Source organism: Bacteroidota bacterium, from assembly GCA_017303905.1.
GTDB lineage: Bacteria > Bacteroidota > Bacteroidia > B-17B0 > Aurantibacillaceae > JAHEYG01.
This window is the reverse complement of the sequence record JAFLBH010000001.1, coordinates 1,240,369-1,266,425: the sequence shown is the minus strand read 5'-3', so window position 1 is coordinate 1,266,425 and position 26,057 is coordinate 1,240,369. Positions and strand designations below refer to the sequence as shown.

The 26,057-nt window shown below is 36.4% G+C and carries 21 protein-coding genes; 9 read left to right on the top strand and 12 right to left on the bottom strand.

Translation table 11 applies throughout. From position 1 onward, the window contains the following. Positions 1 to 69 precede the first annotated feature (69 nt). Positions 70 to 4,713 carry a fibronectin type III domain-containing protein gene (locus J0L69_05315; GenBank protein ID MBN8692593.1) on the top strand — a complete coding sequence of 1,548 codons (4,644 nt, stop codon included), beginning with the start codon at positions 70 to 72 and terminating at the stop codon, positions 4,711 to 4,713. 90 nt (positions 4,714 to 4,803) lie between these two features. Beyond that, complete coding sequence (locus tag J0L69_05310; GenBank protein ID MBN8692592.1) at positions 4,804 to 6,783, top strand: DNA primase; 1,980 nt, start codon at positions 4,804 to 4,806, stop codon at positions 6,781 to 6,783. A 44-nt stretch (positions 6,784 to 6,827) separates the two neighbouring features. Here the strand turns inward: J0L69_05310 and J0L69_05305 are convergent, their stop codons facing one another. The 6 genes from J0L69_05305 to ychF all read right to left on the bottom strand — a co-directional run bounded on the left by J0L69_05305 (position 6,828) and on the right by ychF (position 14,739). Beyond that, positions 6,828 to 9,512, bottom strand: a complete 2,685-nt coding sequence (locus J0L69_05305; GenBank protein MBN8692591.1) for a DNA gyrase/topoisomerase IV subunit A — start codon at positions 9,510 to 9,512, stop codon at positions 6,828 to 6,830. A gap of 22 nt (positions 9,513 to 9,534) precedes the next feature. Further along, a complete protein-coding gene (locus J0L69_05300) occupies positions 9,535 to 11,397 on the bottom strand; it encodes a type IIA DNA topoisomerase subunit B (protein ID MBN8692590.1) in 1,863 nt (620 codons plus the stop codon). Positions 11,398 to 11,400: 3 nt separating this feature from the next. Then, complete coding sequence (locus J0L69_05295; GenBank protein ID MBN8692589.1) at positions 11,401 to 12,189, bottom strand: tetratricopeptide repeat protein; 789 nt, start codon at positions 12,187 to 12,189, stop codon at positions 11,401 to 11,403. Between the two features lie 135 nt (positions 12,190 to 12,324). After that, positions 12,325 to 13,116, bottom strand: coding sequence for a TIGR00266 family protein (locus tag J0L69_05290; protein MBN8692588.1), 792 nt, complete (start codon positions 13,114 to 13,116; stop codon positions 12,325 to 12,327). A 10-nt stretch (positions 13,117 to 13,126) separates the two neighbouring features. Continuing rightward, the gene (locus J0L69_05285; protein MBN8692587.1) at positions 13,127 to 13,570 is read right to left on the bottom strand and encodes a four helix bundle protein; all 444 of its coding nucleotides are present in this window, start codon (positions 13,568 to 13,570) and stop codon (positions 13,127 to 13,129) included. Between the two features lie 68 nt (positions 13,571 to 13,638). Continuing rightward, positions 13,639 to 14,739 carry a redox-regulated ATPase YchF gene (gene ychF / locus J0L69_05280; GenBank protein ID MBN8692586.1) on the bottom strand — a complete coding sequence of 367 codons (1,101 nt, stop codon included), beginning with the start codon at positions 14,737 to 14,739 and terminating at the stop codon, positions 13,639 to 13,641. Between the two features lie 222 nt (positions 14,740 to 14,961). Here ychF and J0L69_05275 point away from each other — a divergent pair, with 222 nt between their 5' ends. The 5 genes from J0L69_05275 to J0L69_05255 all read left to right on the top strand — a co-directional run bounded on the left by J0L69_05275 (position 14,962) and on the right by J0L69_05255 (position 19,242). Beyond that, a complete protein-coding gene (locus J0L69_05275; protein MBN8692585.1) occupies positions 14,962 to 15,810 on the top strand; it encodes a transketolase in 849 nt (282 codons plus the stop codon). Positions 15,811 to 15,878: 68 nt separating this feature from the next. Then, the gene (locus J0L69_05270; protein MBN8692584.1) at positions 15,879 to 17,246 is read left to right on the top strand and encodes a VWA domain-containing protein; all 1,368 of its coding nucleotides are present in this window, start codon (positions 15,879 to 15,881) and stop codon (positions 17,244 to 17,246) included. Between the two features lie 6 nt (positions 17,247 to 17,252). Further along, complete coding sequence (locus J0L69_05265; protein MBN8692583.1) at positions 17,253 to 18,206, top strand: transketolase family protein; 954 nt, start codon at positions 17,253 to 17,255, stop codon at positions 18,204 to 18,206. Between the two features lie 9 nt (positions 18,207 to 18,215). Continuing rightward, entirely contained in the window at positions 18,216 to 18,680 is a 465-nt protein-coding gene (locus tag J0L69_05260) for a hypothetical protein (GenBank protein MBN8692582.1), read from the top strand. 1 nt (position 18,681) lies between these two features. Next, entirely contained in the window at positions 18,682 to 19,242 is a 561-nt protein-coding gene (locus tag J0L69_05255) for a tetratricopeptide repeat protein (GenBank protein MBN8692581.1), read from the top strand. On the opposite strand, the gene J0L69_05250 is transcribed toward J0L69_05255, so the two are convergent. The 4 genes from J0L69_05250 to J0L69_05235 all read right to left on the bottom strand — a co-directional run bounded on the left by J0L69_05250 (position 19,243) and on the right by J0L69_05235 (position 21,112). Beyond that, the gene (locus tag J0L69_05250; GenBank protein ID MBN8692580.1) at positions 19,243 to 19,794 is read right to left on the bottom strand and encodes a hypothetical protein; all 552 of its coding nucleotides are present in this window, start codon (positions 19,792 to 19,794) and stop codon (positions 19,243 to 19,245) included. A gap of 81 nt (positions 19,795 to 19,875) precedes the next feature. Next, complete coding sequence (locus tag J0L69_05245) at positions 19,876 to 20,319, bottom strand: GatB/YqeY domain-containing protein (GenBank protein ID MBN8692579.1); 444 nt, start codon at positions 20,317 to 20,319, stop codon at positions 19,876 to 19,878. 141 nt (positions 20,320 to 20,460) lie between these two features. Next, positions 20,461 to 20,808, bottom strand: coding sequence for a HigA family addiction module antidote protein (locus J0L69_05240; protein MBN8692578.1), 348 nt, complete (start codon positions 20,806 to 20,808; stop codon positions 20,461 to 20,463). Next, the gene (locus tag J0L69_05235; GenBank protein MBN8692577.1) at positions 20,801 to 21,112 is read right to left on the bottom strand and encodes a type II toxin-antitoxin system RelE/ParE family toxin; all 312 of its coding nucleotides are present in this window, start codon (positions 21,110 to 21,112) and stop codon (positions 20,801 to 20,803) included. Before J0L69_05235 ends, J0L69_05240 begins: the two co-directional genes overlap by 8 nt. Positions 21,113 to 21,583: 471 nt before the next feature. On the opposite strand from J0L69_05235, the gene J0L69_05230 reads away from it, so the two are divergent. After that, positions 21,584 to 21,916 (top strand): type II toxin-antitoxin system HigB family toxin, encoded by a 333-nt coding sequence (locus J0L69_05230; protein ID MBN8692576.1) that lies wholly within the window; start codon positions 21,584 to 21,586, stop codon positions 21,914 to 21,916. A gap of 9 nt (positions 21,917 to 21,925) precedes the next feature. After that, the gene (locus J0L69_05225; GenBank protein MBN8692575.1) at positions 21,926 to 22,360 is read left to right on the top strand and encodes a transcriptional regulator; all 435 of its coding nucleotides are present in this window, start codon (positions 21,926 to 21,928) and stop codon (positions 22,358 to 22,360) included. Between the two features lie 309 nt (positions 22,361 to 22,669). Here J0L69_05225 and J0L69_05220 read toward each other — a convergent pair whose 3' ends face one another. Together J0L69_05220 and J0L69_05215 are read right to left on the bottom strand one after the other, a co-directional pair. Next, positions 22,670 to 25,060 carry a hypothetical protein gene (locus J0L69_05220; protein MBN8692574.1) on the bottom strand — a complete coding sequence of 797 codons (2,391 nt, stop codon included), beginning with the start codon at positions 25,058 to 25,060 and terminating at the stop codon, positions 22,670 to 22,672. A 194-nt stretch (positions 25,061 to 25,254) separates the two neighbouring features. Then, entirely contained in the window at positions 25,255 to 25,824 is a 570-nt protein-coding gene (locus tag J0L69_05215) for a hypothetical protein (protein MBN8692573.1), read from the bottom strand. Between the last annotated feature and the right edge of the window lie 233 nt (positions 25,825 to 26,057).

The window sequence follows — 26,057 nt, the reverse complement described above, 5'->3', positions numbered from 1 at the left end:
TCCATCTCTCTATTACAATATTGTAATTTTATAATTAAATCCTTTTAGGAGTTTTACTAAACGCATTTGATGAGAAAAATTTTACCTCTTATTCTGCAAATAATAGCAGTTACCTGCATTAATTCGCAAACATTACAAAACTACACCTCTGTAAGAAACACAGGTGTAAGTTATCCATCTATAAGTACAACAGGAAATGCCTTTAGCACATGGCGAAATACCGGAACATTTCCTCAGGACGATAACCGAAGTGATTTTCAAGATATCGGTTTTGACTTTTGGTACAACGGAATTCGTTACACAAAGATCTCTGCTTCTACGAATGGATTTATAGATTTCTCAGCTTCAACAGACGACGGTGGCCCTACAGCTGATGATTTCGGTTATCAAAACACTGCCTTCACTAACTCTAATCCTGCTAATTCAACCAATCCTGCTATTGCACCTTTTTATGATGATTTAACGGCACAAGGTGGTGTTGATCCACTCGGAACAAGTATTAAATATTCTTTAACAGGAACTGCACCAAGCAGAACTTTTACTATTGAATGGATTAATATGGCTGTTTATTTAAACACAACTCCCAGCTTAAATTTTCAAGTGCAACTTATAGAAAACACCGGTGTTATTAAAATTAATTATGGCACCATGACTCAGGGCACACAAAATTTTTCTTATAGCATGGGTTTAAACAGCGCTACTATTAGTGCAGTTCCCACACTCGCTCAATTAAAAATGTTACAAACCGCAAATGCGAACACGTTTAATAACACTGTCCAGAATAATCTTACAGCAATGCCTGCTGCTAACTCCCAGTACATTTTTACTCCTCCGGTTCCTGCTAATCCTGTTGGCGGTTTAACTTTTAGCGGCGTAACTTCAAGTGCAATGACGCTTAATTGGACTAATTGGGCCACTAACGAAGTTGGTTATGTAATCTATAATTCGGATGATGGCGTTAATTTCAATTTCGTTACTCAAACTGCCGCTAACGCAACTTCAGCTAATATTACAGGCTTGATTCCTTCTACAAGTTATCAGTGGCGCGTTTATGCGGTAACTGAAGGGTGTTTGAGTACAGCACTTACAGGCACACAAGCTACTCTATCTAATGGAAATAAAATCTCTAACCAGTCAGGTAATTGGAGTAACGCGCTTACTTGGACACCTAACGGTGTGCCTGCCGCGGGTGAAGATGTTACGATAGCAAATGGGCACACTGTAACCATCAATGTAAGCGGAGCTTGTAATAACTTAACTATTGGTCAAGGAGCTGCGGCAAAATTAGAATTTGGAGGCGGTACTGCTCGTATACTAAATGTTGGAAATAACATTACTATTAATTCACTTGCCTCCTTCAGTGTAAACGGTGGCTCTAATGTTACTCACACCGTCATTGCAAAAAGAAATATCATCAATAATGGAACTCTTAACTTTTCAACCGATGCTAATAGCTTATGTAGAATAATTTTTAATAAAAACGGAAGTCAAACTATAAGCGGCACCGGTACGTATAGTTTCAACACTATTACGCTCGACATGGGCTCTACTTCAAATAACATTTTAGAAGTAGCCTCAAGTAATTTTACTGCAAACGCAAATTTTCTAACCTTATCAAACGGTACATTCAAACTTTCTCAAACAAACACTTCTAACCTCACCCCATTTACTGCTGCAACTACTATCGGACAAACTTGTGGCATTTGGTTAAATTCAAACAATGCCACTATCAATACAGGTGCGGGCATAACTCTAATTGGAAAACTTACGATTACAAACGGAACTGCTAATATTGGGAATGCAGCTAATGAAGATATTTTATCGAGCGGAGGCTCTGTTACTATGAATGGCGGCGCTTTAAACATCGCCGGTAAATATTACAATGTTGGCATCAATAATCTTTCTTATTTCAGCATTAGTAATGGAACCGTGACAGTTCCTTCTATTGGATCAACCAACACAAATTATGCTCCGTTTCATATCACGGGAGTAGGTTCACAATTCAATCAAACCGGAGGATTAATAATTATTCCGCGTGAAGGTGGCGGTGGCGCACAAAATTACGGCTTTACGAATACAGGTTCAATTGGAGGAACCGTTACGGGAGGTACGCTACAAATAGGAAGTACTGCAACACCTGCAGGACAAACAATGATTTTAAACACAAGCTATCCTATTGGTAATTTATCGGTAAGCAGCGCGAATGCTACAGCTTCGCTTGTAACAAGCCCTTTAACCGTTATACGTAATGTAAATATTAACAGTGGTAGTTTGAGAACAACTACTTTAAATATTAATGTTGGTGGAAATTGGTTTGATGCAGGAACTTTTGTACCAGGTAATTCAACTGTAACATTTAACTCCACTTCAGCGCAAAGTATTTTTAAAGCCGGAGGAGAAACTTTTAATAACCTTACATTTTCAAACAGCGGCGTAAAAACTTTTTCTAGCGCTATTACCGCCAGTATAGTTACAATTAACTCCGGAGCTACTGTTGATGTTGGAACTACCAACAATCAGCTTACGCTCAGAAGTCACTTCTTAAACAGCGGAACATTTAATGCACGAAGCGGATTAGTTTTCTTTAATGGAACTATATCTCAAAGTATTGGAGGAACCAGCACTACTGATTTTTTTGACATTACTTTAAATAATAATGCAGGTGCCATTTTAAATAATTCCGAAAACCTCATTGGAACTTTAACACTCAACAATGGCACTTTCAACACCAATGCGCAAGTATTTACGATGGTGTCTACTGCAACCAATACCGCACGCATTGCACAAATTACAGGTTCAGGAAACATCATTGGTAATGTTACCGTACAACGGTTTGCACCCGGAGGCTTTACCGGCTGGACGCTTTTAGGAGCGCCAATCACTTCTGCACTTACCTATCAAGATTGGGATGATGATATCTATATCAGCTGTCCTTCTTGTCCTGATGGAAGTGCTTCCGGTTTTCTATCTATCTATACTTATGATGAAACAGTAGGTGGTGCTTATGATAACCCAAGTGCTTATGTACCATTAAGTGGTATTACAGATCCTATCACTCCGAATACAGGTTATTGGGTTTACTTGGGTACCGGTTCAGTTACTACAACTAACATTACCATGGATGTAACAGGTTCTGTTGGAAAATTCAACACAAATATTCCGCTTAAATACACTAATACCGGTACACCGGCTAACGATGGCTGGAATTTAATTACGAATCCTTACCCCTCTCCTGTTCGTTGGAGTTTATTAAAAGGCACTGCTGCAAACTTAGACAACGCCATTTATGCTTACAATCCGGATTTAAATGCCGGATCAGGCTCTCATGCAACTTACGTTAACAACATTAGTAGTCCCGCAATTGGTGCCGGTGGAATTGGCGATACTATACCAATGGGGCAAGGATTTTATGTGCATGTTACAGGTACAAGCACTATTGTTGCACAAGAAGCCAATAAAGTTGGCGGTAATCCAACATTTTTGAAAGTGAATCAAAGCGCCAGTGTAGCTAGCAGTACACCGTTACTTCGTTTACATTTAAAAAGTGTGATGGGACATGATGATGAAACCGTATTGTATTTACAGAGTGGTGCCAACGATACTTTTGATGATAGTTACGATGCTTACAAAATGCGCGGACAAGACCCATACGCGCCTACACTTGCACTTGAAAAAAACAATGTTCAGTTTCAAATCAATGGTGTGGCGCCAATTAGCGGGAATTTCAGCATGCCATTAAAAGCGCTTACAGGTTACTCCGGAACTTATACGATTAGTCCTGAAAACATTTCTTCTTTCCCTGCAGGAGCATGTATCAATTTATATGATGTGTTCACCAACACGACTACCAATTTAAAAACTAACAGTTATGTATTCACATTAGCCGACACAACAAGTGTGGCTCGTTTCCGATTGAACATTACAATGAATCCGCTCACCATCAACAGTAATATTAATCAACCAAATTGCGCAGCGCCAACATCCGGTGAAATTATCGCGCAAGGTGCAAATAGTGGTCCTTGGAATTACTATTGGAAAAACTCTATTGGAAATACCATACAAACTTCCTTAAATAAATCGACTGCCGATACTTTAAAAAATTTATCCGGTAGCACATTCACAGTTGAAGTAAATACAGTTGGCATGTGTGACAATAACACAACCGGCTTTGTTATTAATAACGTTATGCTTCCGGTGTCTCAATTCATGTGTGAAGACACAACCTATTTAAGCGCGGGTGCATTGATTACATGTACAAATACTTCTTCGAGCGCAAGTTCATATTATTGGGATTTTGGTGATGGATTAGGATTTTCATCTGCGATGAATCCTACTTACAACTATTCTTCACCCGGTATTTATACAGTTACTTTAATTAGCACCAGCAGTACGGGATGTAATGATACAACCACACAAATTGTTGTTGTGAGCAACGCCATTACTACAGGCATAAACAATTTAGCTAATGCATCCGGCTTACTCATCAAAACCATTCGTGCGAATGAGTTCGTGTTAGAGAAAAATCTTGATGTGGAAAAAGAATGCAGCTTTACACTCTATGATGAATTGGGAAGATTATTAATTAATTACGGGAAAATCATCACACGGAAAATTTACTTACCACTCGATTTAAAGGAATACAGCTCCGGAATTTACTTCCTCCATTTAACGATTAACGGAGAGCCGGAAGTAATTAAATTACCCGTGCAATAGGAGAATAACCCTTTAATAGTCTGTATTTTATCGATTCGGAGAGGGAATTTGGCATTTTTATGCTTAAATTTAATTCCCTTTTCCGTTTAATTGATACCAAAAGAAACCATAGACAAAATTATTGATGCCGCCCGTGTTGAGGAGGTTGTTGGCGATTTTATTACGCTGAAAAAACGCGGCGCCAATTATCTTGGTCTATGTCCCTTTCATGGTGAAAAAACGCCTTCCTTTACTGTCTCTCCGGCAAAAGGAATTTACAAATGTTTCGGTTGCGGTAAAGCCGGCACCTCTGTCAATTTTATTATGGACAGTCAGCAACTAAGTTACCCGGAGGCATTAAAATGGCTGGCTAAAAAATATAATATCGAGGTTGTTGAACGCGAGATTAGTCCTGAAGAAAAAGCATTACAAAACGAAAAGGAAAGCTTATACATTGTGATGCAATACGCGCAACGTTACTTCACCCATAATTTATACAATAGCGATGAAGGCAAATCAATTGGTTTAAGCTATTTTATTGAGCGCGGATTTCGTCACGATATTATTGAAAAATTTCAATTAGGATATAGTTTTGAAGAACGACGTGCACTCAGTCATGATGCCGTAAAAAACGGATACAAAGCAGAATATTTGGTAAAAACCGGATTAAGCATCTTAAGTAACCAACACGTTGAAGGAAACCCTATCACCGAACAAGATATTTTTGATCGATATACCTCACGTGTAATGTTTCCTATTCACGATGTCGGCGGACGTGTTATTGGATTTGGCGGTAGAATCTTAGGCAGTGATAAAAAGTTAGCGAAATACATCAACTCTCCGCAAACTGACATTTACGATAAAAGTAAAGTTCTGTACGGATTGTGGTTTGCGAAGAAAGCCATACAGGAAAAAGACAATTGTTATTTAGTAGAAGGATATACCGATGTTATTTCCATGCATCAGTCGGGTATCGAAAACGTAGTTGCTTCGTCCGGAACATCTTTAACAGTTGAACAGATAAAAGCCATTCACCGTTTCACCAATAACATTACGGTTTTATATGATGGCGACAGTGCCGGCGAAAAAGCAAGCGTGCGTGCTATTGATTTATTATTGGAAGAAGGCATGAATGTAAAAGTGTTGATGTTTCCGGATAATGACGATCCGGATTCATTCAGCAAAAAAGTGACGGCCGATGAATTTAAAACATACATAGAAAATAACACTCAGGACTTCTTAGCTTATAAAACCCGTTCACTTTTCAATGAAACTAAAAATGACCCGATTAAGAAAGCAACTGTAATTAAAGATATCGTTCAAAGTATTTCCTTAATTCCGGATGCCATTATCCGTTCGGTTTACATTAAAGAATGTGCTTCCATTATGGAATTGCAGGAGAATGTTCTGCAAATGGAGGTTACCAAGTTAAGGAGAAACAAAGCATCAAAAGGTGAAAATAAACCTGTTCAACCGGAAGTAAATGAAGCGCTCACAGAGGCATTAACAGGAACAGAGGAAAAACAGGAAAATCTTATTGTAGCGGAAAGCGAAGAGAAGGAATTATTGCGACTCATCCTTAACTACGGAAATGTTATTATAGAAGTAGAAGCTGAGAACGAAGATAAAGAACATCATGATTTTGAATTATCTGTTTCTGAATATGTACTGTTTGAATTAATGCGTGATGGTATTGATTTCCTTAATCCAATACATCAAATGGTATTAGACGAATACATGCACCAGCTTCAGGAAAATAAATTACCTGATTTTAATTATTTCAAAAACCATTTAAATCCAGCTATATCTACATTCGCTATTGATTTAGCATCTGCAACCGAAGAGCTCAGCGAAAAATGGAATGCTTTCGGTGTTTTGGTAGAACGAGAAATTTATCATCTTAAAAAAGCTACTCAACATACCATTTACAGTTTAAAAGAAAAACGCTTGAGTAAAATGATTCATGACATGCAGGAGGAATTAAAAACCGCTCCCGGAGAAACACATGAAGAAATTTTAAAAGATATTTTGCGCTTAACGCAAATCAAAATGCAAGTGAATAAACTACTCGGACGAATAGTAGTAAAATAAAAATCCCCGATCAAATTGACCGGGGATTTTTTTATTAGTGAAATTTAGAATTCAAAGCTTATTTGTCCTTCTCCTCCTAATAAATCTTTCGATTTCATTTTTTCCATGGCTCTTCGGTGTAACTCCATTGGCGATAAACCACTGTCGTCATCGTTTCCCAAGAACTTCTTCGCGTCTTTAATTTCCTGTGGTTCCAATAAAGTAATGTCTTTTACTTTATACGAAGATAATTTCTTACCCTTCGCTTTCATATTGGTTGGTGGAGCAAATTCAACCAAATTAATTTTCTCATTCTTTATATTGTTGCCCTTTTCCTTATAGAAACTAACTTCGATGGTTGGATTTACCTGCGGCGTAACCAATTCCATTCGCGATTCAGGATGCTCGGTAACCAATAGAGATTTACTTGAAATATTTTCCGGCAGGAATCGTTTCGTGAAATACGACTTACTCTCACCATCATAATAAATACAAGTTAAAGTTTGACTCGGGAAATATTTTTCAATTAAAATAATATCCTCATCAAAGTGGTTTAACACATCGTAAGTATACAATTTATAGAAGCCCTTGCTGGTAATAGTTAAAATCTTATCATCTCCACTGAACTTTCCTAAGTAAGTTCCTCTTCCGTCCTTATTCAAACGGTGCACAGTATCATCGAACCAAAAATCTTCGGCGCCAACAATCGCCACACCCTTCTTAAGGAGCTCAACTTTTCTAACGCTGTATTTTGTAACGATATTACCAACTGAGCCTCTGCCCTTCACTTCCATTTCAGAAAAATCGATATCAATTTCCAATTTACGTAATCCGGAAGCCTGACGCAACAACACGCGTACTTTTTCAGCCTCACCATTTGGATTTACGGTAAACCAATACACGTGAGAATCTTTGGTGCCCTTCGTTAAATCATATTCCTTATCGCGGGTTACACCACCCACATTAAAACGTTTCATGAAGGTAATACCTTTTGGTCCGTCGCGATAAATCATATTATATGTAGTACGATCATCATCACGTTTAAATATCGCCACATGAAGAATATCCTTTCCAACAAACACTTTGTCGGCTACTTTAAATACTTTCATCTTACCTTCTGCTGAGAAGGCAATGATTTCATCCAGTACAGAGCAATCGCAAACAAATTCGTCTTTTCTTAAACTTGTACCAACGAAACCTTCCGCGCGATTTACATACAACTTCTCAGTAGCCATGATAACCTGAGTGGCTACAATGGTTTCTAATTGCTTAGATTCCGTTCTGCGTTCTTTTCCTTTACCGTATTTAACTTTTAGGTTTTTGAAGTATTCGATGGCGTAATCCGTCAGATTCGCTAAATGATGTTTCACCTGAGCGATTTTTGCCTCTAAATCTTTCATAAACTCTTCCGCCTTAATGGTATCAAAACGTGTGATACGAATCATCGGAATTTGAGTCAGTTTATGTAAATCATCATCATTAATCTCGCGTAATAATTTTTTGCGATGTGGCTTAAAGCAACCATGTAAGTATTCGTATAAAGATTCTTTATTCGAGTACTTCTTGAAATCGATGTACATTTCTTCCTTGATGAAGATTTTCTCCAAAGAAGAGAAATGCCATTTTTCTTCCAGCTCATGTTTTTCAATTTCCAATTCACGCTTCAGTAACTCAACTGTTGCGAATGTGCTTGCTTTAAGAATTTCTGTAACACCAATAAACTTCGGTGTTTCGTTTTCGATAATACAGGCGTTCGGAGAAATACTCATCTCACAATTCGTGAACGCATATAAAGCATCTATTGTTTTATCAGGAGAAATACCCGGTTGTAAGTGAATTAAGATTTCAACCTCTTCCGCCGTATTATCTTCCACTTTCTTAATCTTAATTTTCCCTTTATCGTTAGCCGCTAAAATTGAATCAATTAAAGAGCCGGTTGTTGTTCCGAAAGGAATTTCAGTGATCGCTAAAGTTTTCGAATTTACTTCCTTTATGCGCGCGCGAATTTTAATCTTTCCACCACGTAAACCATCATTGTATTCACTAAAGTCGGCAATACCGCCTGTTTGAAAATCCGGATACAAATGTGGCTTCTTACCTTTTAACACCATGATGGAGGCGTCAATCAACTCAATAAAGTTGTGTGGTAAAATCTTACACGCCAATCCAACCGCAATACCTTCTACACCATGCGCTAATAACAATGGGAATTTTACAGGCAAGTTAATAGGCTCTTTATTACGGCCATCATAGCTTAATCCCCAATTGGTTGTTTTCGGGTTGAAAAGCACTTCCAATCCAAACTTAGACAAACGCGCTTCAATATAACGTGGTGCCGCAGCACTGTCGCCCGTTAGAATGTTACCCCAGTTACCCTGACAATCGATTAATAAATCTTTTTGCCCCATGGTTACCAAAGCATCACCGATACTTGCATCACCATGCGGGTGATACTTCATGGTGTTACCAATAAGATTCGCTACCTTATTGTAACGACCATCTTCCAGTTCCCACATGCTATGTAAGATACGGCGTTGTACCGGTTTTAGTCCATCCTCAATGGCGGGTACAGCACGTTCCAGAATTACATAAGATGCATAGTCGATGAACCAATTCTTAAACATTCCTGATACGTGTCTAATGCTATCCACATTATTGTGCGTATCGATTGGCTCAGCACCGGGAATAGGCATCAAGGGCAGTTCGTTATTCTCTTTTTCTTTATCCTTATTATCTTTTTTCTTTGCCATAATTATCCTAAAGTTCTTTTACTTATTTCACTAGCTCTTCTTCAACATCCAATTCAACGCGTAAGTTTTCAATAATGAATTCCTGACGCTCCTGGGTATTTTTACCCATATAATAATTTAATAATTGCTGAATGGAAGCTTGTTGATCTAACAACACCGGTTCCAAACGAATATCTTTTCCGATAAAATGCTTGAATTCATCCGGAGAAATTTCTCCCAAACCTTTAAATCGGGTGATCTCAGGTTTTGGTCCGAGTTTTGCAATGGCCGCCTTACGCTCTTCATCACTATAGCAATAAGCTGTTTCTTTTTTATTACGTACGCGGAACAATGGTGTTTGTAAAATATAAACGTGACCGTTTTTAACTAAATCAGGGAAGAACTGTAAGAAGAACGTTAAAAGCAATAAGCGAATATGCATACCATCCACATCGGCATCGGTTGCAATAACCACATTATTGTAACGTAAATCATCCAATCCTTCTTCAATATTTAAAGCGGCCTGAAGTAAATTAAATTCTTCATTCTCATAAACTACTTTCTTACCCAAACCAAAACAATTTAAAGGCTTACCCTTTAAACTAAACACCGCTTGTGTATTTACATCACGGGTTTTCGTAATAGAACCGCTCGCTGAATCTCCCTCACAAATGAAAATAGTGGTTTCGTGTGCACGAGGATTTTTAATATCATCCAAATGTATACGACAGTCGCGTAATTTTTTATTGTGTAAGCTTGATTTTTTAGCGCGCTCGCGTGCTAATTTTTGAATTCCCGAAAGTTCCTTACGTTCACGCTCGTTCGCTAAAATCTTTGCCTCTATAGCTCGTGCGGTTTCAGGATTTTTATGCAAGTAATTATCTAATTGTTGCTTGATAAAATCGCCAACAAACGAACGCATCGATTGTCCGCCAGGTGCAATTTCCTGTGAACCCAATTTAGTTTTAGTTTGCGATTCGAATACAGGCTCCTGAACTTTTACTGAAATAGCAGCGATGATAGATTTACGAACATCCGTTGGGTCAAAATCCTTCTTAAAGAATTCACGAATAGTTTTCACTACCGCTTCGCGATAAGCCGCTTGATGCGTACCGCCTTGCGTTGTATACTGACCATTAACATAACTGTAATATTCTTCAGAGAAATGCTCATTACTGTGCGTCATGGCAATTTCAATATCCTCTCCCTTTAAGTGAATAATAGGATATAAAATTTCTCCGGAAATATTTTTCTCTAATAAATCCTTTAAACCATTTTCTGATTTGTATTCGGCACCGTTAAAATAAAGCGTTAATCCAGTATTTAAGAACGCGTAATTCCAAATCATACGATCGATATACTCGTGTACGAAATGGTATTTTTTAAAGATGGTATCATCCGGTCTGAATTCAACATAAGTTCCATTCGGTTCATCAGACTTAGAAAGTTTGTGTTCTTTAATTATTTCACCGCGAGTAAACTCAACCGTTTTACATTGTCCGTCACGATAAGACGTCACTTTGAAAGAAGTTGATAAAGCGTTCACCGCTTTTGTACCTACTCCATTTAATCCGATTGATTTCTTAAATGCTTCGCTATCGTACTTACCTCCGGTGTTTATTTTGGAAACTACATCCACTACTTTTCCCAATGGAATTCCACGACCATAATCTCGGATAGAAACAATACCTTCCTTCACATTTACCTCAATTTTCTTGCCGGCACCCATCATAAATTCATCGATGGAGTTATCCATTACCTCTTTGATAAGAACATAAATTCCATCGTCAAAAGCTGAACCGTCTCCTAACTTCCCGATGTACATACCGGGACGCATACGAATATGCTCTTTCCAGTCGAGCGACTTAATACTATCTTCGTTATAACTTCCTGCTTGTTTTGCCATAGTCTAATTGCAATATTTATTTATTTCTGTTTGCACTTCTTTATCACCCAATTCTAAACACTTATTCCAATGATAACACGCCTTTTGTTGATCCTTTAATTTCAGATAACATGTTGCGAGATTATAGTGGGCATCTATATCCTTTGGGTAATATTTTATAGCTTCTACAAAATAAGCTTTTGCCAACAGTGTTCTTTTTATAGAAAATTTTCGTACACCATAATTATACAAATCCTTTTTAACCAAGAGTGAAGCTGGGCTTCCTAATTCGATATTCTTTGGTGCCGTATTACCTTTTGTATTAAAATATGCATTATCTGCATTCTTATTGAGTTTATTATACCCATCACTGATATAAAAAATCTTATACTTTATTTCCCCTTTGCATTTCAATGAGTCAGAAAACCATAATCCGTCCGTCGCCATAATTAATCTTTGTGTCTCCTTTTCAAAAAACAACTTAAGCGAATCATAATACTTGTAATCATTCATTACTACGTTCTTTGGAAACACAATATCGGTATAATAATTCTTAAGCGAGTTGATATTGTTTTTAGCATCAACTTTAAATCCAACATGTGCTTCACATTTAACTCCATATATCTCTGCTGTTACTGGTATTACTCTATTCAGGGCGATAAAGGTATCGAGCTCAGCCTTTTCATATAAAAAAAACGGCAAGCTGTCAACCTTACTGTAATAATCAGTAACACTTTCATTAAAGACATGCTTTTTTTGTCCAAATGAAACGAATACTACAAAACAGAATAAGTATATGATTAATTTTCTCATCAAAGACTATCTTCGTTATAACTTCCTGCTTGTTTTGCCATGTTCTATTTCAAGTTTCTTGTTTTTAATTTCTAGTTGATTTCTGTTCGATTTAAAGTTCATGGTTAAGAAACCAGAAACTTCAAACCGAAATAATTAAATTCCATCCCCATCTAATAAATTCCCTAATCCGCCCAGGATACTTCCTTCTTCACGTTTTCTTCCCATACCACCGCCGTAAGATAAAATTCTACCTGCTAAACGACTAATTGGTAATGACTGAAGCCATACCTTACCCGGACCGCGAAGCGTTGCATAAAACAAACCTTCTCCACCGAATATAACGTTCTTCACCCCTTTCACAAATTGAATATCGTAATCGACAGTTTGAGTAAAGGCAACTAAACATCCTGTGTCTACTTTTATTAATTCGCCGGGTTGCAAATCCTTTTCTATAATGTAACCTCCACTATGAACGAAAGCCATTCCATCGCCTTCTAATTTTTGCATAATGAATCCTTCACCACCAAACAATCCGGTTCCTAATTTCTTTTGAAATTCAATTCCGATATCTACGCCTTTTGCCGCGCATAAAAAACTATCCTTCTGACAAATAATTTTTCCGCCGAGCTGTGCTAAATTCATCGGAATGATTTTTCCGGTATAGGGTCCTGCAAATGTTACCTGACGTTTTTGATTTGAAACATTCGAATACACTGTCATGAATAAATTTTCGCCGGTTAACAAACGCTTACCGGCTGTAAATAATTTACCCATGAAACCACCTTGATTACTACCGTCACCAAACATGGTTTGCATTTCGATGCCTTCTGTCATCATCATAAAACTTCCGGGCTCCGCAATAACTGCTTCTTGTGGATCTAATTCAATCTCCACACATTGTAATTCTTCGCCTGAAATCTTGTAATCTATTTCGTGATTTTTCATTTGTTATTGTTTATTTCGAGTTTGTTATTTCGGGTTTGTTATTCGAAGAAAGAATTTCTTTTGGTTTTAAAAACTTCTTTCCTTGAATATTTGAATTATTAAGATAAGTCATAAAACGTCCAATTTGATTCGCAAGTTCCAGACATTTATTATTATACTCATCAAACTGTTTCTGATCAATAAAATTTCTATCTAACACTCTGTATAATTGCGACCTTACTTCACCTAAGGAAGCCTTTGCTATTGATAAAAAATGGATGAATTCTCTATTCCCATCTCTTTCAAACCCTTCGGCAATATTATCCATAACAGAACCTGCCGAACGATCTAACTGTTCCTTTAATCCATAACTTTTGCTTTCGCTTAGCTGCAGTAACACAGGAATTAATTCCGTATTTAGCTTTCTAGCTACTTGCCAAACTTCCAAATCTTCAAATCTTCGTATCGTTCCCATTATAACTTGTACTTCTTTATTTACTCAAATCCACTCGAAATAAATAACCCGAAATAATAAATAATTAACTAAACATTAAATCTAAAATGCATCACATCTCCGTCTGCAACTACATACTCCTTACCTTCAATTCTTAATTTACCGGCATCCCTGCAAGCTGCTTCTGAACCGAGTGTAATGAAATCATTGTAACCGATTACTTCTGCCTTGATAAAACCCTTTGTAAAATCTGTATGAATTACGCCGGCTGCTTCCGGTGCTTTCATTCCCTTTGTGATTGTCCAAGCACGTACTTCTTTCACGCCTGCCGTAAAGTAAGTTTGAAGATTTAAAAGTTTATATGCCGACTTAATTAATTTATTTACGCCCGGCTCATCCAAACCCATCTCCTGTAAGAACATTTGTTTTTCTTCATACGTTTCAAGCGCAGCAATCTCACTTTCCATTTGTGCGGTTATCACTAAAATTTCAGCATTCTCATCTTTCACAGCCTCTCTAACTTGGTCAACGTATTTATTCCCGCTCTTTGCAGACGCTTCATCAACATTACATACATACATCACCGGTTTAATAGTGAGCAGATGTAAATCCTCAACATATGGCAATTCATTATCTTCAAGATTAGCAGCACGAGCCGATTTTCCACTCTCTAAAGTAGCTTTCACTTTTAAAAGCGTGTTATACGTTTTTACAGCTTCCTTATCACTACCAGTTTTTGCTTGCTTCTCAAACTTTTTGATTTTCACATCAACACTTTCCAAATCTTTCAACTGTAACTCGGTGTCGATAATTTCTTTATCACGTACCGGATTCACTGAACCATCCACGTGTACTACATTTGGATCATCGAAACAACGCAACACATGCAAAATAGCATTACACTCACGAATGTTTGCTAAAAACTTATTTCCTAAACCTTCGCCTTTGCTGGCGCCCTTTACCAAGCCAGCAATGTCTACAATCTCAACAGTAGTTGGTAAAATATTTTGTGGTTTTACAAATTCAGCCAACTTGTTCAAACGCTCATCAGGCACTGTAATCGTACCTACGTTTGGATCAATCGTACAAAACGGAAAATTCGCCGCTTGCGCCTTTGCATTACTTAAACAATTAAAAAGGGTCGATTTTCCTACATTCGGTAACCCTACAATTCCACACTTTAAAGCCATTTTATTTAAATTCAGATTTTTAGAACTCAGCTAGTTAGGTATTTTCTATACTTTTCTCTCTGAATCCCCTAGTTCAACAAACCTGCAAATATAGCAATTGCAGGGGCCATCGTCAATTTACCTTCTCTCTATACTCTCTATAGTTTTTAACATACTTCCTATATTTTCAACATTACTGAATAGTGGCCTAGGCAAATAGTATTTTTGCCCAAATTGCTTATTATGGCCAATATTTCCGAATTAAAAAAATTAAGTTCACAAGTAAGAAGAGACATCGTACGTATGGTGCATGCTGTAAATTCAGGGCATCCAGGCGGTTCTCTCGGCTGCGTTGAGTTTTTTGTAGCTCTATACAATGATATTTTAAAACATAATCCGAAAAACTTTACAATCGATGGTAAAGGTGAAGATTTGTTTTTCCTGAGTAACGGTCATATTTCTCCTGTTTACTATAGTGTTCTCTCTCGTGCAGGTTATTTTCCTGTTTCAGAATTAAAAACATTCAGAAAATTAAATACACGTTTACAAGGACATCCTACAACACATGAAAATTTACCGGGCGTGCGTATTGCAAGTGGTTCACTCGGACAAGGAATGAGTGTTGCTGTTGGTGCAGCTTTGAGTAAAAAATTAAACAAAGATAATTCGGTTGTGTATAGCTTACACGGTGATGGCGAATTACAAGAAGGACAGATTTGGGAAGCTGCTTTATATGCAGCCGCTAACAAAATCGACAATTACATTGCTACTGTAGATTATAATGGTCGCCAGATTGATGGTGATGTAGATAATGTACTTTCATTAGGAAATTTGAAAGCTAAATTTGAAGCTTTCGGTTGGACCACCTTAGAAATTGCAAATGGCAATGATATGGAACAAGTGATTTCAGGAATTAAGAATGCACAAACGTATCTTGGCAAAGGAAAACCCGTTATTATCTTAATGCGCACCGAAATGGGTTTCGGCGTTGATTACATGATGGGCACTCACAAATGGCATGGCAAAGCTCCTAATGACGATCAATTAAAAGCTGCTCTCGGACAATTAGAAGAAACCTTAGGCGATTATTAATTTTTGAATGAATGAACTGTAGGATTTTAGAAATGAAAGGCATGTTTTTTGGACTAGTTTCAAAAAGTATGAATTTCAAAAAGTCTAAAATTTTAAGTTTTGTTTTTGCATTTTTCTTCTTCTCATTTTTCGCTCAACCAACCAATCGCATTCTTTTTATTTTCGATGACTCATATAGCATGTATGCGCCATGGAACAGCAACATCAAAATTGAAGTAGCGAAAAAAGTAATGGCTGAATTCCTTGACAGCCTAAAATCCATTCCAAATTTAGAATTAGCGCTTCGCTGTTACGGACATACTACTTTTTTTAAAGAGAAAAACTGTAAGGATACCAAGCTCGAAGTTCCTTTTGCTTCTGCTACTACCAATTCTGAAAAAATAAAGCAACGTATTAAGAAATTGGAACCGATGGGTACAACACCTATTGCGCTTTCTTTGGGAGAATCAATTGCTGATTTCACACCTTGCTCTAATTGTCGCAACATTGTTATTTTAATTACCGATGGCATTGAAGAATGTGAAGGAAATCCGTGTAAGGTCTCCATGGAATTACAGAAAAAAGGAATTTTTCTTCGTCCTTTTGTGATTGGGATTGGATTGGATGTAAAGTTTGCTGACGTGTTTGGTTGCATGGGTAAATTTTATGATGTGAGTAACGAAGCTAATTTTGGCGATGTATTAAAACTGGTTTTAACCGAGGCCATTTCTCAAACAACAGTGCAGGTAGATTTACTGGATATTACCAAAAAGCCAACCGAAACGGACGTGAATATGACGTTTTACGATGCATCAAACGGACAAATAAAATACAACTATTTGCACACTATCAATCACCGTGGTAATCCGGATACTCTTGTTTTGGATCCCGATTTGAAATATAACCTAACGGTTCATACCATCCCTCCGGTAGAAAAGAAAAACATAACTATCATAAAAGGAAAACACAATGTAATTCCTGTTGACGCACCACAAGGTTTTTTAAAATTGGAGATTGAAGGAACCTTATCGAAATACTTTCCAACCACCATTGTTCGACAAGCAGGAAATATGAAAACGTTAAACGTTCATGAATTCGGAAAAAGTGAAAAATACATTGTAGGTAAATACGATCTTGAAATTTTAACCCTGCCGCGTATCAAATTAAATGATGTGGAAATAAAACAAAGCACCACCAACTCTATTAAAATTCCAGCTTCCGGTAATGTATACGTGAGCCGCGGTACACTTGGTTATGGCAGCATTTATCTCGACGACGGCAAACAAGTAACCTGGGTATGTAATTTAAATAGCAATATTCAAAGTGAAATTATTTATCTTCAACCCGGTAATTATAAGTTGGAATTCAGAGGAGAAAACACCAAAGAAACAATTAAAACACAAGAGAAAAAATTTACAGTTACATCAGGACAAACAACCAACATACGATTGAATTAATTTATTATGACAAAATATAGTTTTACAGAAAAGAAAGACACACGCTCAGGATTTGGAGCGGGATTACTAGAAATCGGAAAACAAGATGCCAATGTAGTGGCATTGTGTGCCGACTTAACTGAATCATTAAAAATGGATGCTTTCGCTAAAGAATTTCCTGACAGATTTTTTCAGGTGGGAATTGCTGAAGCGAATATGATTGGTATGGCAGCCGGTTTAACCATTGGCGGAAAAATTCCGTTTACAGGAACTTTTGCAAATTTCAGCACAGGTCGTGTGTATGATCAAATTCGTCAGAGTGTTGCTTACTCTGATAAGAACGTGAAGATTTGCGCTTCGCACGCCGGATTAACATTGGGCGAAGATGGCGCAACGCATCAAATCTTAGAAGATATTGGTTTAATGAAAATGTTACCAAACATGACTGTCATTAACACCTGTGATTTTAATCAAACAAAGGCCGCTACCATTGCTGTTGCTAAACATCATGGTCCGGTTTATTTACGTTTTGGTCGCCCTGCAGTACCAAACTTTACTGCACCTGATCAAAAGTTTGAAATTGGAAAAGCTGTTGTATTAACTGAAGGAAAAGATGTAACCATCATTGCTACCGGACATTTAGTTTGGAAAGCCATTGAAGCCGAAGCTAAATTAGCGGAAGCAGGAATAAGCGCGGAAGTGATCAATATTCACACGATTAAACCATTGGATGAAGATGCTATTTTAAAATCCATCGCTAAAACTAAATGCGTTGTAACTGCTGAAGAACATCAGATGAATGGCGGATTAGGTGACAGTGTTGCTCAGTTATTATCTCGCAAATCACCAACACCTCAAGAATTTGTTGCAGTGAATGATAGTTTTGGTGAGAGCGGAACACCGGATGAGTTAATGAAGAAATACGGTTTGGAAACAGATAATATAATTGAAGCTGCCAAAAAAGTAATTAAACGCAAATAAAATCTATAAATGAAAAAACTATTTTTAGCACTATTGGTTTTCGGCTTAGTGAGCTGCGAACAAATTGAGAAACTCGACGCTCAGATGGAGCCCGATTCAACCGATATCGCTAATGAAATAGCTGATGTAAAAAAGGAAATGGCTATTGTGGAACAATTAGCCAAAGAGGGAGAATCAAAGTTATTATTCAAAGCATTTGGAACAGAGCCGGGTTGGTACATGGAAATTTATTCGGGACACATGAAAGTGTTATTGAACTATGGCAAGGATAGTTTGTGGATTAGCGATGATTTTTATAAAGCTGCTGATGCAGGAGGATTTGAATACGAAGCTGAAAACGATGGTAGTAAATTAACTCTAAAAATTAAAGACGAAAAATGCACCGACGACGCGAAAGGTGATACACACAATCGCAAAGTAGAATTAAAAGTACAAAACAAAACATACACCGGCTGGGGTGATACACAGAATTAAAATGAACTTTAAGAACGAAGAATTATTGGATAATGCCGATCTTTTAATTAAAGACGGAAAAATCAACGATGCTATTGATGTATTGAATGAGATTTTAGCGGATGATCCTTTATTTGGGAAAGCACACAATCATTTAGGATACATTTACGAAACAAAAATTCGCGATTACGCGAAGGCAGAAGAGCATTATAAAATTTGCTTGAAAACAAATCCTGAATACAGTGCGGTTTATTATAACGCTGCCATTCTTTTTTCTACGCTTAAAAAACTTGATGAACTAAAAGATTTACTGACAAAAGCAGAAAATGTTCCGGGCATTAATAAAGCCACCATTAATAACGAATGGGCTATTATGTATGAAGCTCAGGGCGATTTTGATAAAGCTATTCAGTATTATAGAAACGTAATTACACAAACTTACGACAACAAAACATTGGACATTGCGATGGAAAGTGTAAGACGCTGCGAGAAGAAAAAGAACTTTCTGAGTGGGAATACTGATTCTACAATGAATACCGTGAATTCAGGCAAACCACCTGCAGATTTACCACCGGGTATGTAATTAGTAACTGATACCAACTGAAATTCCGAACCAGAATTTATTTTTTGGCGGGAATTCCGTACCACAATCATCTTTCTTATAAGGAATACCTAACAATCCGGCGCGGAAGAAAAAACCGTCTTCTTGTTTTTGGTATCTGTAACCAACTCGTAACATACCATACCAAAGACTTTCCCAAATAAAATTTGTACTGTCTCGGCAGGAAGCCTGATATTTTCGTTGAAGAGTTATTCCGGGACCTAACTCTAAATGATGGGGATTACGAAATAAAATATAATTGTTTTCAAAAACGTAAGCTTGCTCAATGTGATAACCATTGGGAAAAATAGCGAATCCTAATCGTCCGGCTACTTTAAATTCCTCACGATACAAAAATATTTCATCGAAATTTATGGAGTATAAACTGCCGTTACCGCCTATTTCAAAATACGTAGCCGTACGAGCCGGATCTTTATCGTAATCGTGCGGCTTTTCTAAAACATACTCTGTTTCTTTAACCTGCGCTTGTGCCGCAGTTATAATAAAGAAAAAGAATATGATGAGTTTTTTCAAATGTTAGATAGATGAATCGGCGCCTCGACAAGCTCGGCGACCGATACCGCTCGGTCATTGAGCTCGTCGAAGTGTCCGAGTTTATTTTGCTAAAAGATCCTTTACTAACTGAGAAACAATTTTGTTATCCGCTTTGCCGGCAAAAGCTTTTGATGCTGCACCCATCACCTTACCCATGTCGGCCGCAGAAGAAGCGCCAACCTGTGCAATTATCTTTACTAACTCTGCCTTAATCTCATCTTCACCCATTTGTTTAGGCAAGTACTCTTCCATAACGGATGCCTGATATAATTCCACCTCAGCCAAATCAGCACGGTTTTGTTGTTTAAATATATCTGCCGACTCTTTACGCTTCTTAACCTCTTTCTGTATAGATTTCATTATAGCATCATCAGAAATTCCTTCAGGTGATGTTTTTAATATAATAACCACGTTTTTAATAGCTCTTAAAACTTCCAGTTTTTTGCTATCCTTAGCCAGCATGGCGGTTTTGATATCGCCGTTTATTTTATCTTCAAATGACATGATTGTAAATTTTAAGCTAAGTTAAAGGAATTTTGGGAATATTATGACTCACCCCCGGGCCTGTTTTTATATGGACTCACCCCCGGCCCCTCTCTGTAAACAGAGAGGGGGGAGTACAAAAACCTAAAATGCCTATTAATTTTAAGCTGCTCGCACCAAACGTTTGAGTCCGGCTTTTTTTGATGAAGGTAATTTAGATTTATTAATAGATTTTTGTATTTTATGTTTCAGCTTATCAATATCATATTTTACTTGGAGATTCATCCAGAGTTCCGCATCAATACCTAAAGCTTTCTCCAATAAAACAGCGAGTTTAATATTAATACCGCGATGACCGTGCACAACGAGACTAATTTCAGTTTTACTCACTTTCATTTTATCAGCTAATTGCTGTTGACTTAAACCACGTGACTCAAGCTCATCCTTTATAAATTCTCCCGGATGAAAAATATCACCGGGCATCAGGTTATTGGCTATTTTTTTATTCATAATGCTTTGATATTTCCTTTATCAGTACAATAGAAATTTCTTTATCATTTTTTTGTTCAAACAGTAAACGATACTGGTTGTTTAACCGAATGGAGCACTCCCCATTCCTTGTACCTTTTAAATATTCAAAGTTTAATCCTCTGAACTGTTTCAATTGTGTTACATTGTTAACAACAATCATTAACTGAATTTTCTTCTTGTATTGTTTTATTATTTCTCTCGAAAATACATGTTTGCCTTTAATTTCATCTATGGGAGTCCTATACAAATATGAAAGGTACTCTGTTTTAAACTCTACCTTCATATTTATACGTAAATATAATTATAAAAGTTTACATTTTTGTAAACTTCATTAAATTTAACTCTTTTCATACTCGTTTAATAGAACGGCAAAGTTAGAACGCCAATGATACCGGTATTGCTACAGATTATAGCTTTTAGGAAAATTGAACTTATTGTACATGGGTTTTGAGTTCGAGAAAGTGCAAGATTTTTCGTGGGACTCACCCCTGCCCCTCTCTGTAAACAGAGAGGGGGGAGTACAAAAACCTAAATTAATTATTACACCTCTGCCTGCCTCTTCCCTCCTCTCTACCTGTAGAGAGGGGTTGGGGGTGAGTCTAAACTTAACACTGTACAATAAGTTCAATCTGTACAAATGCTATAAACCATAGCAAGACCTTTTATTTATCCTATTTAGTTTTAACCTTTCTAAAATTTTACAAATAAATCTTCACTTTTTGTGAACTTTTTATTTTTTTAACCGTATACTTGTATGAGAATAAACCTTATAAAAAAGCAAACCATAAAAAATTACTCGCTTAGGTATCCGAACAGCAAAAACTCTTTGGAAGATTGGCTGAGCAAGGTAAAAGTAGCAAACTGGGAAAAACCCGGTGATATAAAGAGCACTTTTAATACGGCAGACTTTTTGGGTAAAAACTCTCACCGCGTTGTATTTGATATCGGAGGAAACAATTATCGCATGATATGTAAGTACGCGTTCGGTGAAAATGAAGTGCATATATTTGTTTTATGGATTGGCACACATGCGCAGTACGACGCGATTTGTGCGAGAAACGAACAATACACAGTAAGTATATATTAAAAACAGTTTATGGAAACACTGAAATATAAAATCATTACCTCTGAGAAGCAGTACTTCAACTATTGTAAAGTTTTGGAAGAATTAGTTTTTACTTCTCAAAAAAACAAACAAATTAAGGAAGAAATAGCCTTGCTTAACTTATTGATAAAAAAATGGGATGATGAACACTCCGATTTTACAGAGTTAAATCCTGTTGAGCTTTTAAAATCTTTAATGAAAGATCATAAAATGAAAGCTTATCAATTGGCCAATCTTTTAGAGGTAAGTGAAGGTTTGGTTTCGGATATGCTCAGTTATAAAAAAGGTTTATCAAAAGAAAGCATACGTATACTTGCTTTACATTTTAAACTAAAACAAGAAGCCTTTAACCGACCTTATAAATTAAAAGCCGCAACTGCTAAAAAAACAATCATACACCGTAAACGTAAGCCGGTAAGGGCATGAACACTGTATACCTATGTAAAAATCTACGGTGTAGCAGGGCCGAGCGTTAAGAAAAAGCCCGGTGGGCTTTTTTAGAGACGAGCCAGCTTGTATGAGAGCGCGGTATACCGATACTAAAAATCTACGGTATACCGCAGAACTCCATTCAGAAAAAGCGGAGGATTATGTATATTTGATAAAAGGAGAGAGTGAAAATAGCTTGTATAAAAGAGTTGAAAGCGAGTTCGAATCCCAGCGCGTCCACCTTCTTTAGCTGACGTAACGTAGAAATATCCAGGGAAAGGAATTTACATTGCCTTGCTAAAGCAATTAGCCACGCTTTCTAACCGGAATAGTTTTAAAGTCAAATTCGACATATTTCTTAAATTGTGTTTTCTCAAATTTTTCAAAGAATGTTTTGAATTCATCTAGTTTTTCAGAAGTAATATTTAGAGAATAAATAAAATCTTTAAATGATTGCCAAGAATCCCAAACTTGCCTCACCGTATCGCTTACTGCAAATTGACTATTATCATCATCACCACGCCAATTATGTTCAATAATTGCAACTAAAAAACCTTCTAAGTCTTTAGTTAAAACAAATTCCTTTACAATTTCCTTGGCTTTATCAAATACTGTTTTATAACCATCGCGGGTACCCGAATTGTCTCTTGGAACCCATTTGGTGTATTTGCAGCAATGGAAAAAATACCAAAAGGATCTATCCATTTTTTCCATTTTTCTAATATGTCGCGCGAAATAATAACACACTAAACGTTCACCGTAATCGAACGGAAGTACAAAGTCATCGGGCCAATGTGATAACCAGTCGTTAATAATAGCCGCTTCAATTTCATACGGTGGGTTTTTTAAGAATTGGTGAAGAACAAATTTTTTGAAATCTTTACCCCCGTCCGTATAATTATAGTATTTTTTTTGTGACGATTGACCTAGCTTACTTTGCAAATCATTAGAGTCATAACCAATTAAAGTCGAGTAAGATTTATCCTTTTTCGTTTCCTTACGAGCAAAATAGAGAATCAAGGAAATGATTTTTTCAAAATCTTCTTTATCATCAAATTCACTTATGTTTGCAAAGCGTTCTCTAATTAAATACTCCAGTCCTTGTTCAACCCATTCGTCAATTTTATTCTTAAATATTGAGTAACTAGATTTTCTTGCTTTACTAAAATCAACCTCAGACAAATCCTCTTTAAGAAGCTCAAAATTAAAATACCTTGAAAAATTGCTAGGATAAACTACGGACAAGAAATCTGTGCTCGAACTCCAAGCGTAATTATCATCAGGGAACAAGCCTTTTATCAATGATAATACATCTTGTATTTCGCATTTGTTAACACCGTCTTCGTCACATTCATTACTTAGAAAGGATTCTATTGCGTATTGAGTAGGTTTGTTTTGTTCATTTATTTTTCGAAGTACATAAGTTCTCTTCTGACTTTTATCCTTAGTGTCAAGCATTTCATCTTTTCTTCGGAATAAAGCTTCGTAAATGGTTGGATAATTGAGATGAAGAATTTCAAGGCGTAAAAACTCATCAAATTCAACTTCGCCTTGTAGTTTCCCATAATTAATCACCAACGAATTAGCCAAACGGGTCACATCTCTCATACTTGTTAGCCATTTATCTAAATAAGCTGGTTTCGTAATTGCTGTACCTACAATACTTTCTTCAACTGATTTATGGAACTCGTCTCGAATATGTGGTTTGATTAAATCCACTAACTTTCTTCTAAATATAATTTTGTCAAATTGAGGAAGTGTAACTTCTATTTGGAAAATTTTTTCAAGAAAGTGTTGAGGCTTATGAATTTCTAAACCTTTCAAAGAGTTCACAACATAATTACGGTCATAGGCAACAATAAAGAAAGTATTGTAAAAATTGGCCGTATTTCTAATAAGTTTTAGTACTTCGGTTATTTCTTTAAAATCTAAGCGATCAAGATCATCAATAATTACTATTACTTTTTTGTTAATCTGTTTTAAGGCTTCATTTATTTTTTTGTATAAACTTTCAATGGAATCAATACCGTTAAGAGCAGAAGTTGCAATATGGAGAGTATTCGTTATTGAATTCTCTTGAGATTTTACTAATCGACTTGAGTACTTAAGTAATTGTCTTGCTAGGGACGAGTGATAAGGGCGGATAGATTCTTGAAATGTTTCAAAAAAATCTTGAATTATTGCATCTGGTGTTTTGCAGTCCCATGGATTAAACTCTACGAATACTTTATCTTCAGTTTTTAAATTTTTTCTAAGTAAATTGATAAAAGAAGTTTTTCCAATACCCCAGTAACCATTAATTCCAATTGCAAATGATTTATCAAATGTACTGGCTTCAATTTTTGAGGCCAACGAGATGGCATATTTGTTATACCCTAATAGATCATTATTCTCTTGCTCAATTGGGCTATCATCAAATAGTGAATTTTTTGACTTATCAGTTTTTTTCTCACACTTGACCCAATGCGCGACCCAAATGAAGCAATTACAAATCGGAATCAATGCAATTACGTCAAGATATTTAGCTTTAGGAAGATAAACAAACGGAGTGAACTCCCATACATGATTGTAAAGGCGATAGTACGAGTAAAACAGCAGATATAATAGAAGTAGCGAGGTAATCGTTCCGGAAGGAATGTATTCCCACTTTTTTAATCTGTAATAACTTATAATCGCCAAGAAAATTGTTATAAACAAAAAATCCTTAAATGTAGTTGGATAAACGTAACCTATTGTTTTAAAAAATAAATTATTAATGACGTTTACAATAACATTATTTAATATGAAAAATAATAGAATTGTAAAACAGAAAAGAAAATTATTTCGTTTGAATAGCCACTTAGCGGGAGATTCGATATGTAGGGAATTGCACATTAAAAACTAGCCTAAGTTTATTCGCATTTCTTGCAATCTGCGTATTTTTTCTCACCGTCTATTTTGTATTTTATTGCGTCAGTGTTAGTGGGCAATTTTCTGCATTCCTTTGATAAATCTATGATTTGAATTCGAGCATGTACCCTTTTTTGAACATTACTAAGTGAGTCGTCTAATATTTTCCTTTCAGTCTCTCCAATTCCTTTTATTAAATAGTACTCTTTTCTTTTTCTTCGGAATACATAAACATCTACTTCTGCTTCTTTAAGTTTATCGAATGCTTTTGCAGCTAGGTCATCGTCATCATATGAATCTCCAATTTGATAAACCCAGATATGAGGTTCTTTAGAATCTCTTATACTGTCTTTTTTTTGCCAAGCATCTATAGCGTTTGTGGTTGTACTCAATGCTAGTTTGGCTAGTTTTTCTTCTTTACTTTCTGACTCAGAAGAATCACTGTCTTCGGTTGTATTATTCGTTGTGGTATTTATTGTGTTAACAGATACTTCATTTGTGGTTTCTGAAGAATCGCAGGCGAACCCAAAAAAGGTTAGTCCTAAAATGAAAAGTAACGAGGTTTTTTTCATAGAGGTAAATTTGTAAGTAAAATAAAGCAAAATAAACGAGAGAGGCAATACGTAAAAACACCTAATCTAACATCACCTTACAGTAGTAGCCCGTACGGGAATCGAACCCATATTCCAATATATAATTACTATAATATACAACATTTTCAGCTTTTTCCGAAAGCAAATTCATAGTCTACCGTAGATATATAACTTTCCTCCCATCTTTCCTACAAAAAAAGCCGCTTCTTACA

What these genes read in the sequence shown, in the direction of transcription:
- J0L69_05240 (MBN8692578.1), bottom strand. Translation starts at nt 20,808, where the DNA reads ATGAATAAAAAAATAGCCAATAACCTGATGCCCGGTGATATTTTTCAT.
- J0L69_05300 (MBN8692590.1), bottom strand. Translation starts at nt 11,397, where the DNA reads ATGGCAAAACAAGCAGGAAGTTATAACGAAGATAGTATTAAGTCGCTC.
- J0L69_05235 (MBN8692577.1), bottom strand. Translation starts at nt 21,112, where the DNA reads ATGAAGGTAGAGTTTAAAACAGAGTACCTTTCATATTTGTATAGGACT.
- J0L69_05305 (MBN8692591.1), bottom strand. Translation starts at nt 9,512, where the DNA reads ATGGCAAAGAAAAAAGATAATAAGGATAAAGAAAAAGAGAATAACGAA.
- J0L69_05265 (MBN8692583.1), top strand. Translation starts at nt 17,253, where the DNA reads ATGACAAAATATAGTTTTACAGAAAAGAAAGACACACGCTCAGGATTT.
- J0L69_05290 (MBN8692588.1), bottom strand. Translation starts at nt 13,116, where the DNA reads ATGAAAAATCACGAAATAGATTACAAGATTTCAGGCGAAGAATTACAA.
- J0L69_05295 (MBN8692589.1), bottom strand. Translation starts at nt 12,189, where the DNA reads ATGAGAAAATTAATCATATACTTATTCTGTTTTGTAGTATTCGTTTCA.
- J0L69_05260 (MBN8692582.1), top strand. Translation starts at nt 18,216, where the DNA reads ATGAAAAAACTATTTTTAGCACTATTGGTTTTCGGCTTAGTGAGCTGC.
- J0L69_05255 (MBN8692581.1), top strand. Translation starts at nt 18,682, where the DNA reads ATGAACTTTAAGAACGAAGAATTATTGGATAATGCCGATCTTTTAATT.
- J0L69_05285 (MBN8692587.1), bottom strand. Translation starts at nt 13,570, where the DNA reads ATGGGAACGATACGAAGATTTGAAGATTTGGAAGTTTGGCAAGTAGCT.
- J0L69_05270 (MBN8692584.1), top strand. Translation starts at nt 15,879, where the DNA reads ATGAATTTCAAAAAGTCTAAAATTTTAAGTTTTGTTTTTGCATTTTTC.
- J0L69_05230 (MBN8692576.1), top strand. Translation starts at nt 21,584, where the DNA reads ATGAGAATAAACCTTATAAAAAAGCAAACCATAAAAAATTACTCGCTT.
- J0L69_05225 (MBN8692575.1), top strand. Translation starts at nt 21,926, where the DNA reads ATGGAAACACTGAAATATAAAATCATTACCTCTGAGAAGCAGTACTTC.
- J0L69_05275 (MBN8692585.1), top strand. Translation starts at nt 14,962, where the DNA reads ATGGCCAATATTTCCGAATTAAAAAAATTAAGTTCACAAGTAAGAAGA.
- J0L69_05245 (MBN8692579.1), bottom strand. Translation starts at nt 20,319, where the DNA reads ATGTCATTTGAAGATAAAATAAACGGCGATATCAAAACCGCCATGCTG.
- J0L69_05315 (MBN8692593.1), top strand. Translation starts at nt 70, where the DNA reads ATGAGAAAAATTTTACCTCTTATTCTGCAAATAATAGCAGTTACCTGC.
- J0L69_05215 (MBN8692573.1), bottom strand. Translation starts at nt 25,824, where the DNA reads ATGAAAAAAACCTCGTTACTTTTCATTTTAGGACTAACCTTTTTTGGG.
- ychF (MBN8692586.1), bottom strand. Translation starts at nt 14,739, where the DNA reads ATGGCTTTAAAGTGTGGAATTGTAGGGTTACCGAATGTAGGAAAATCG.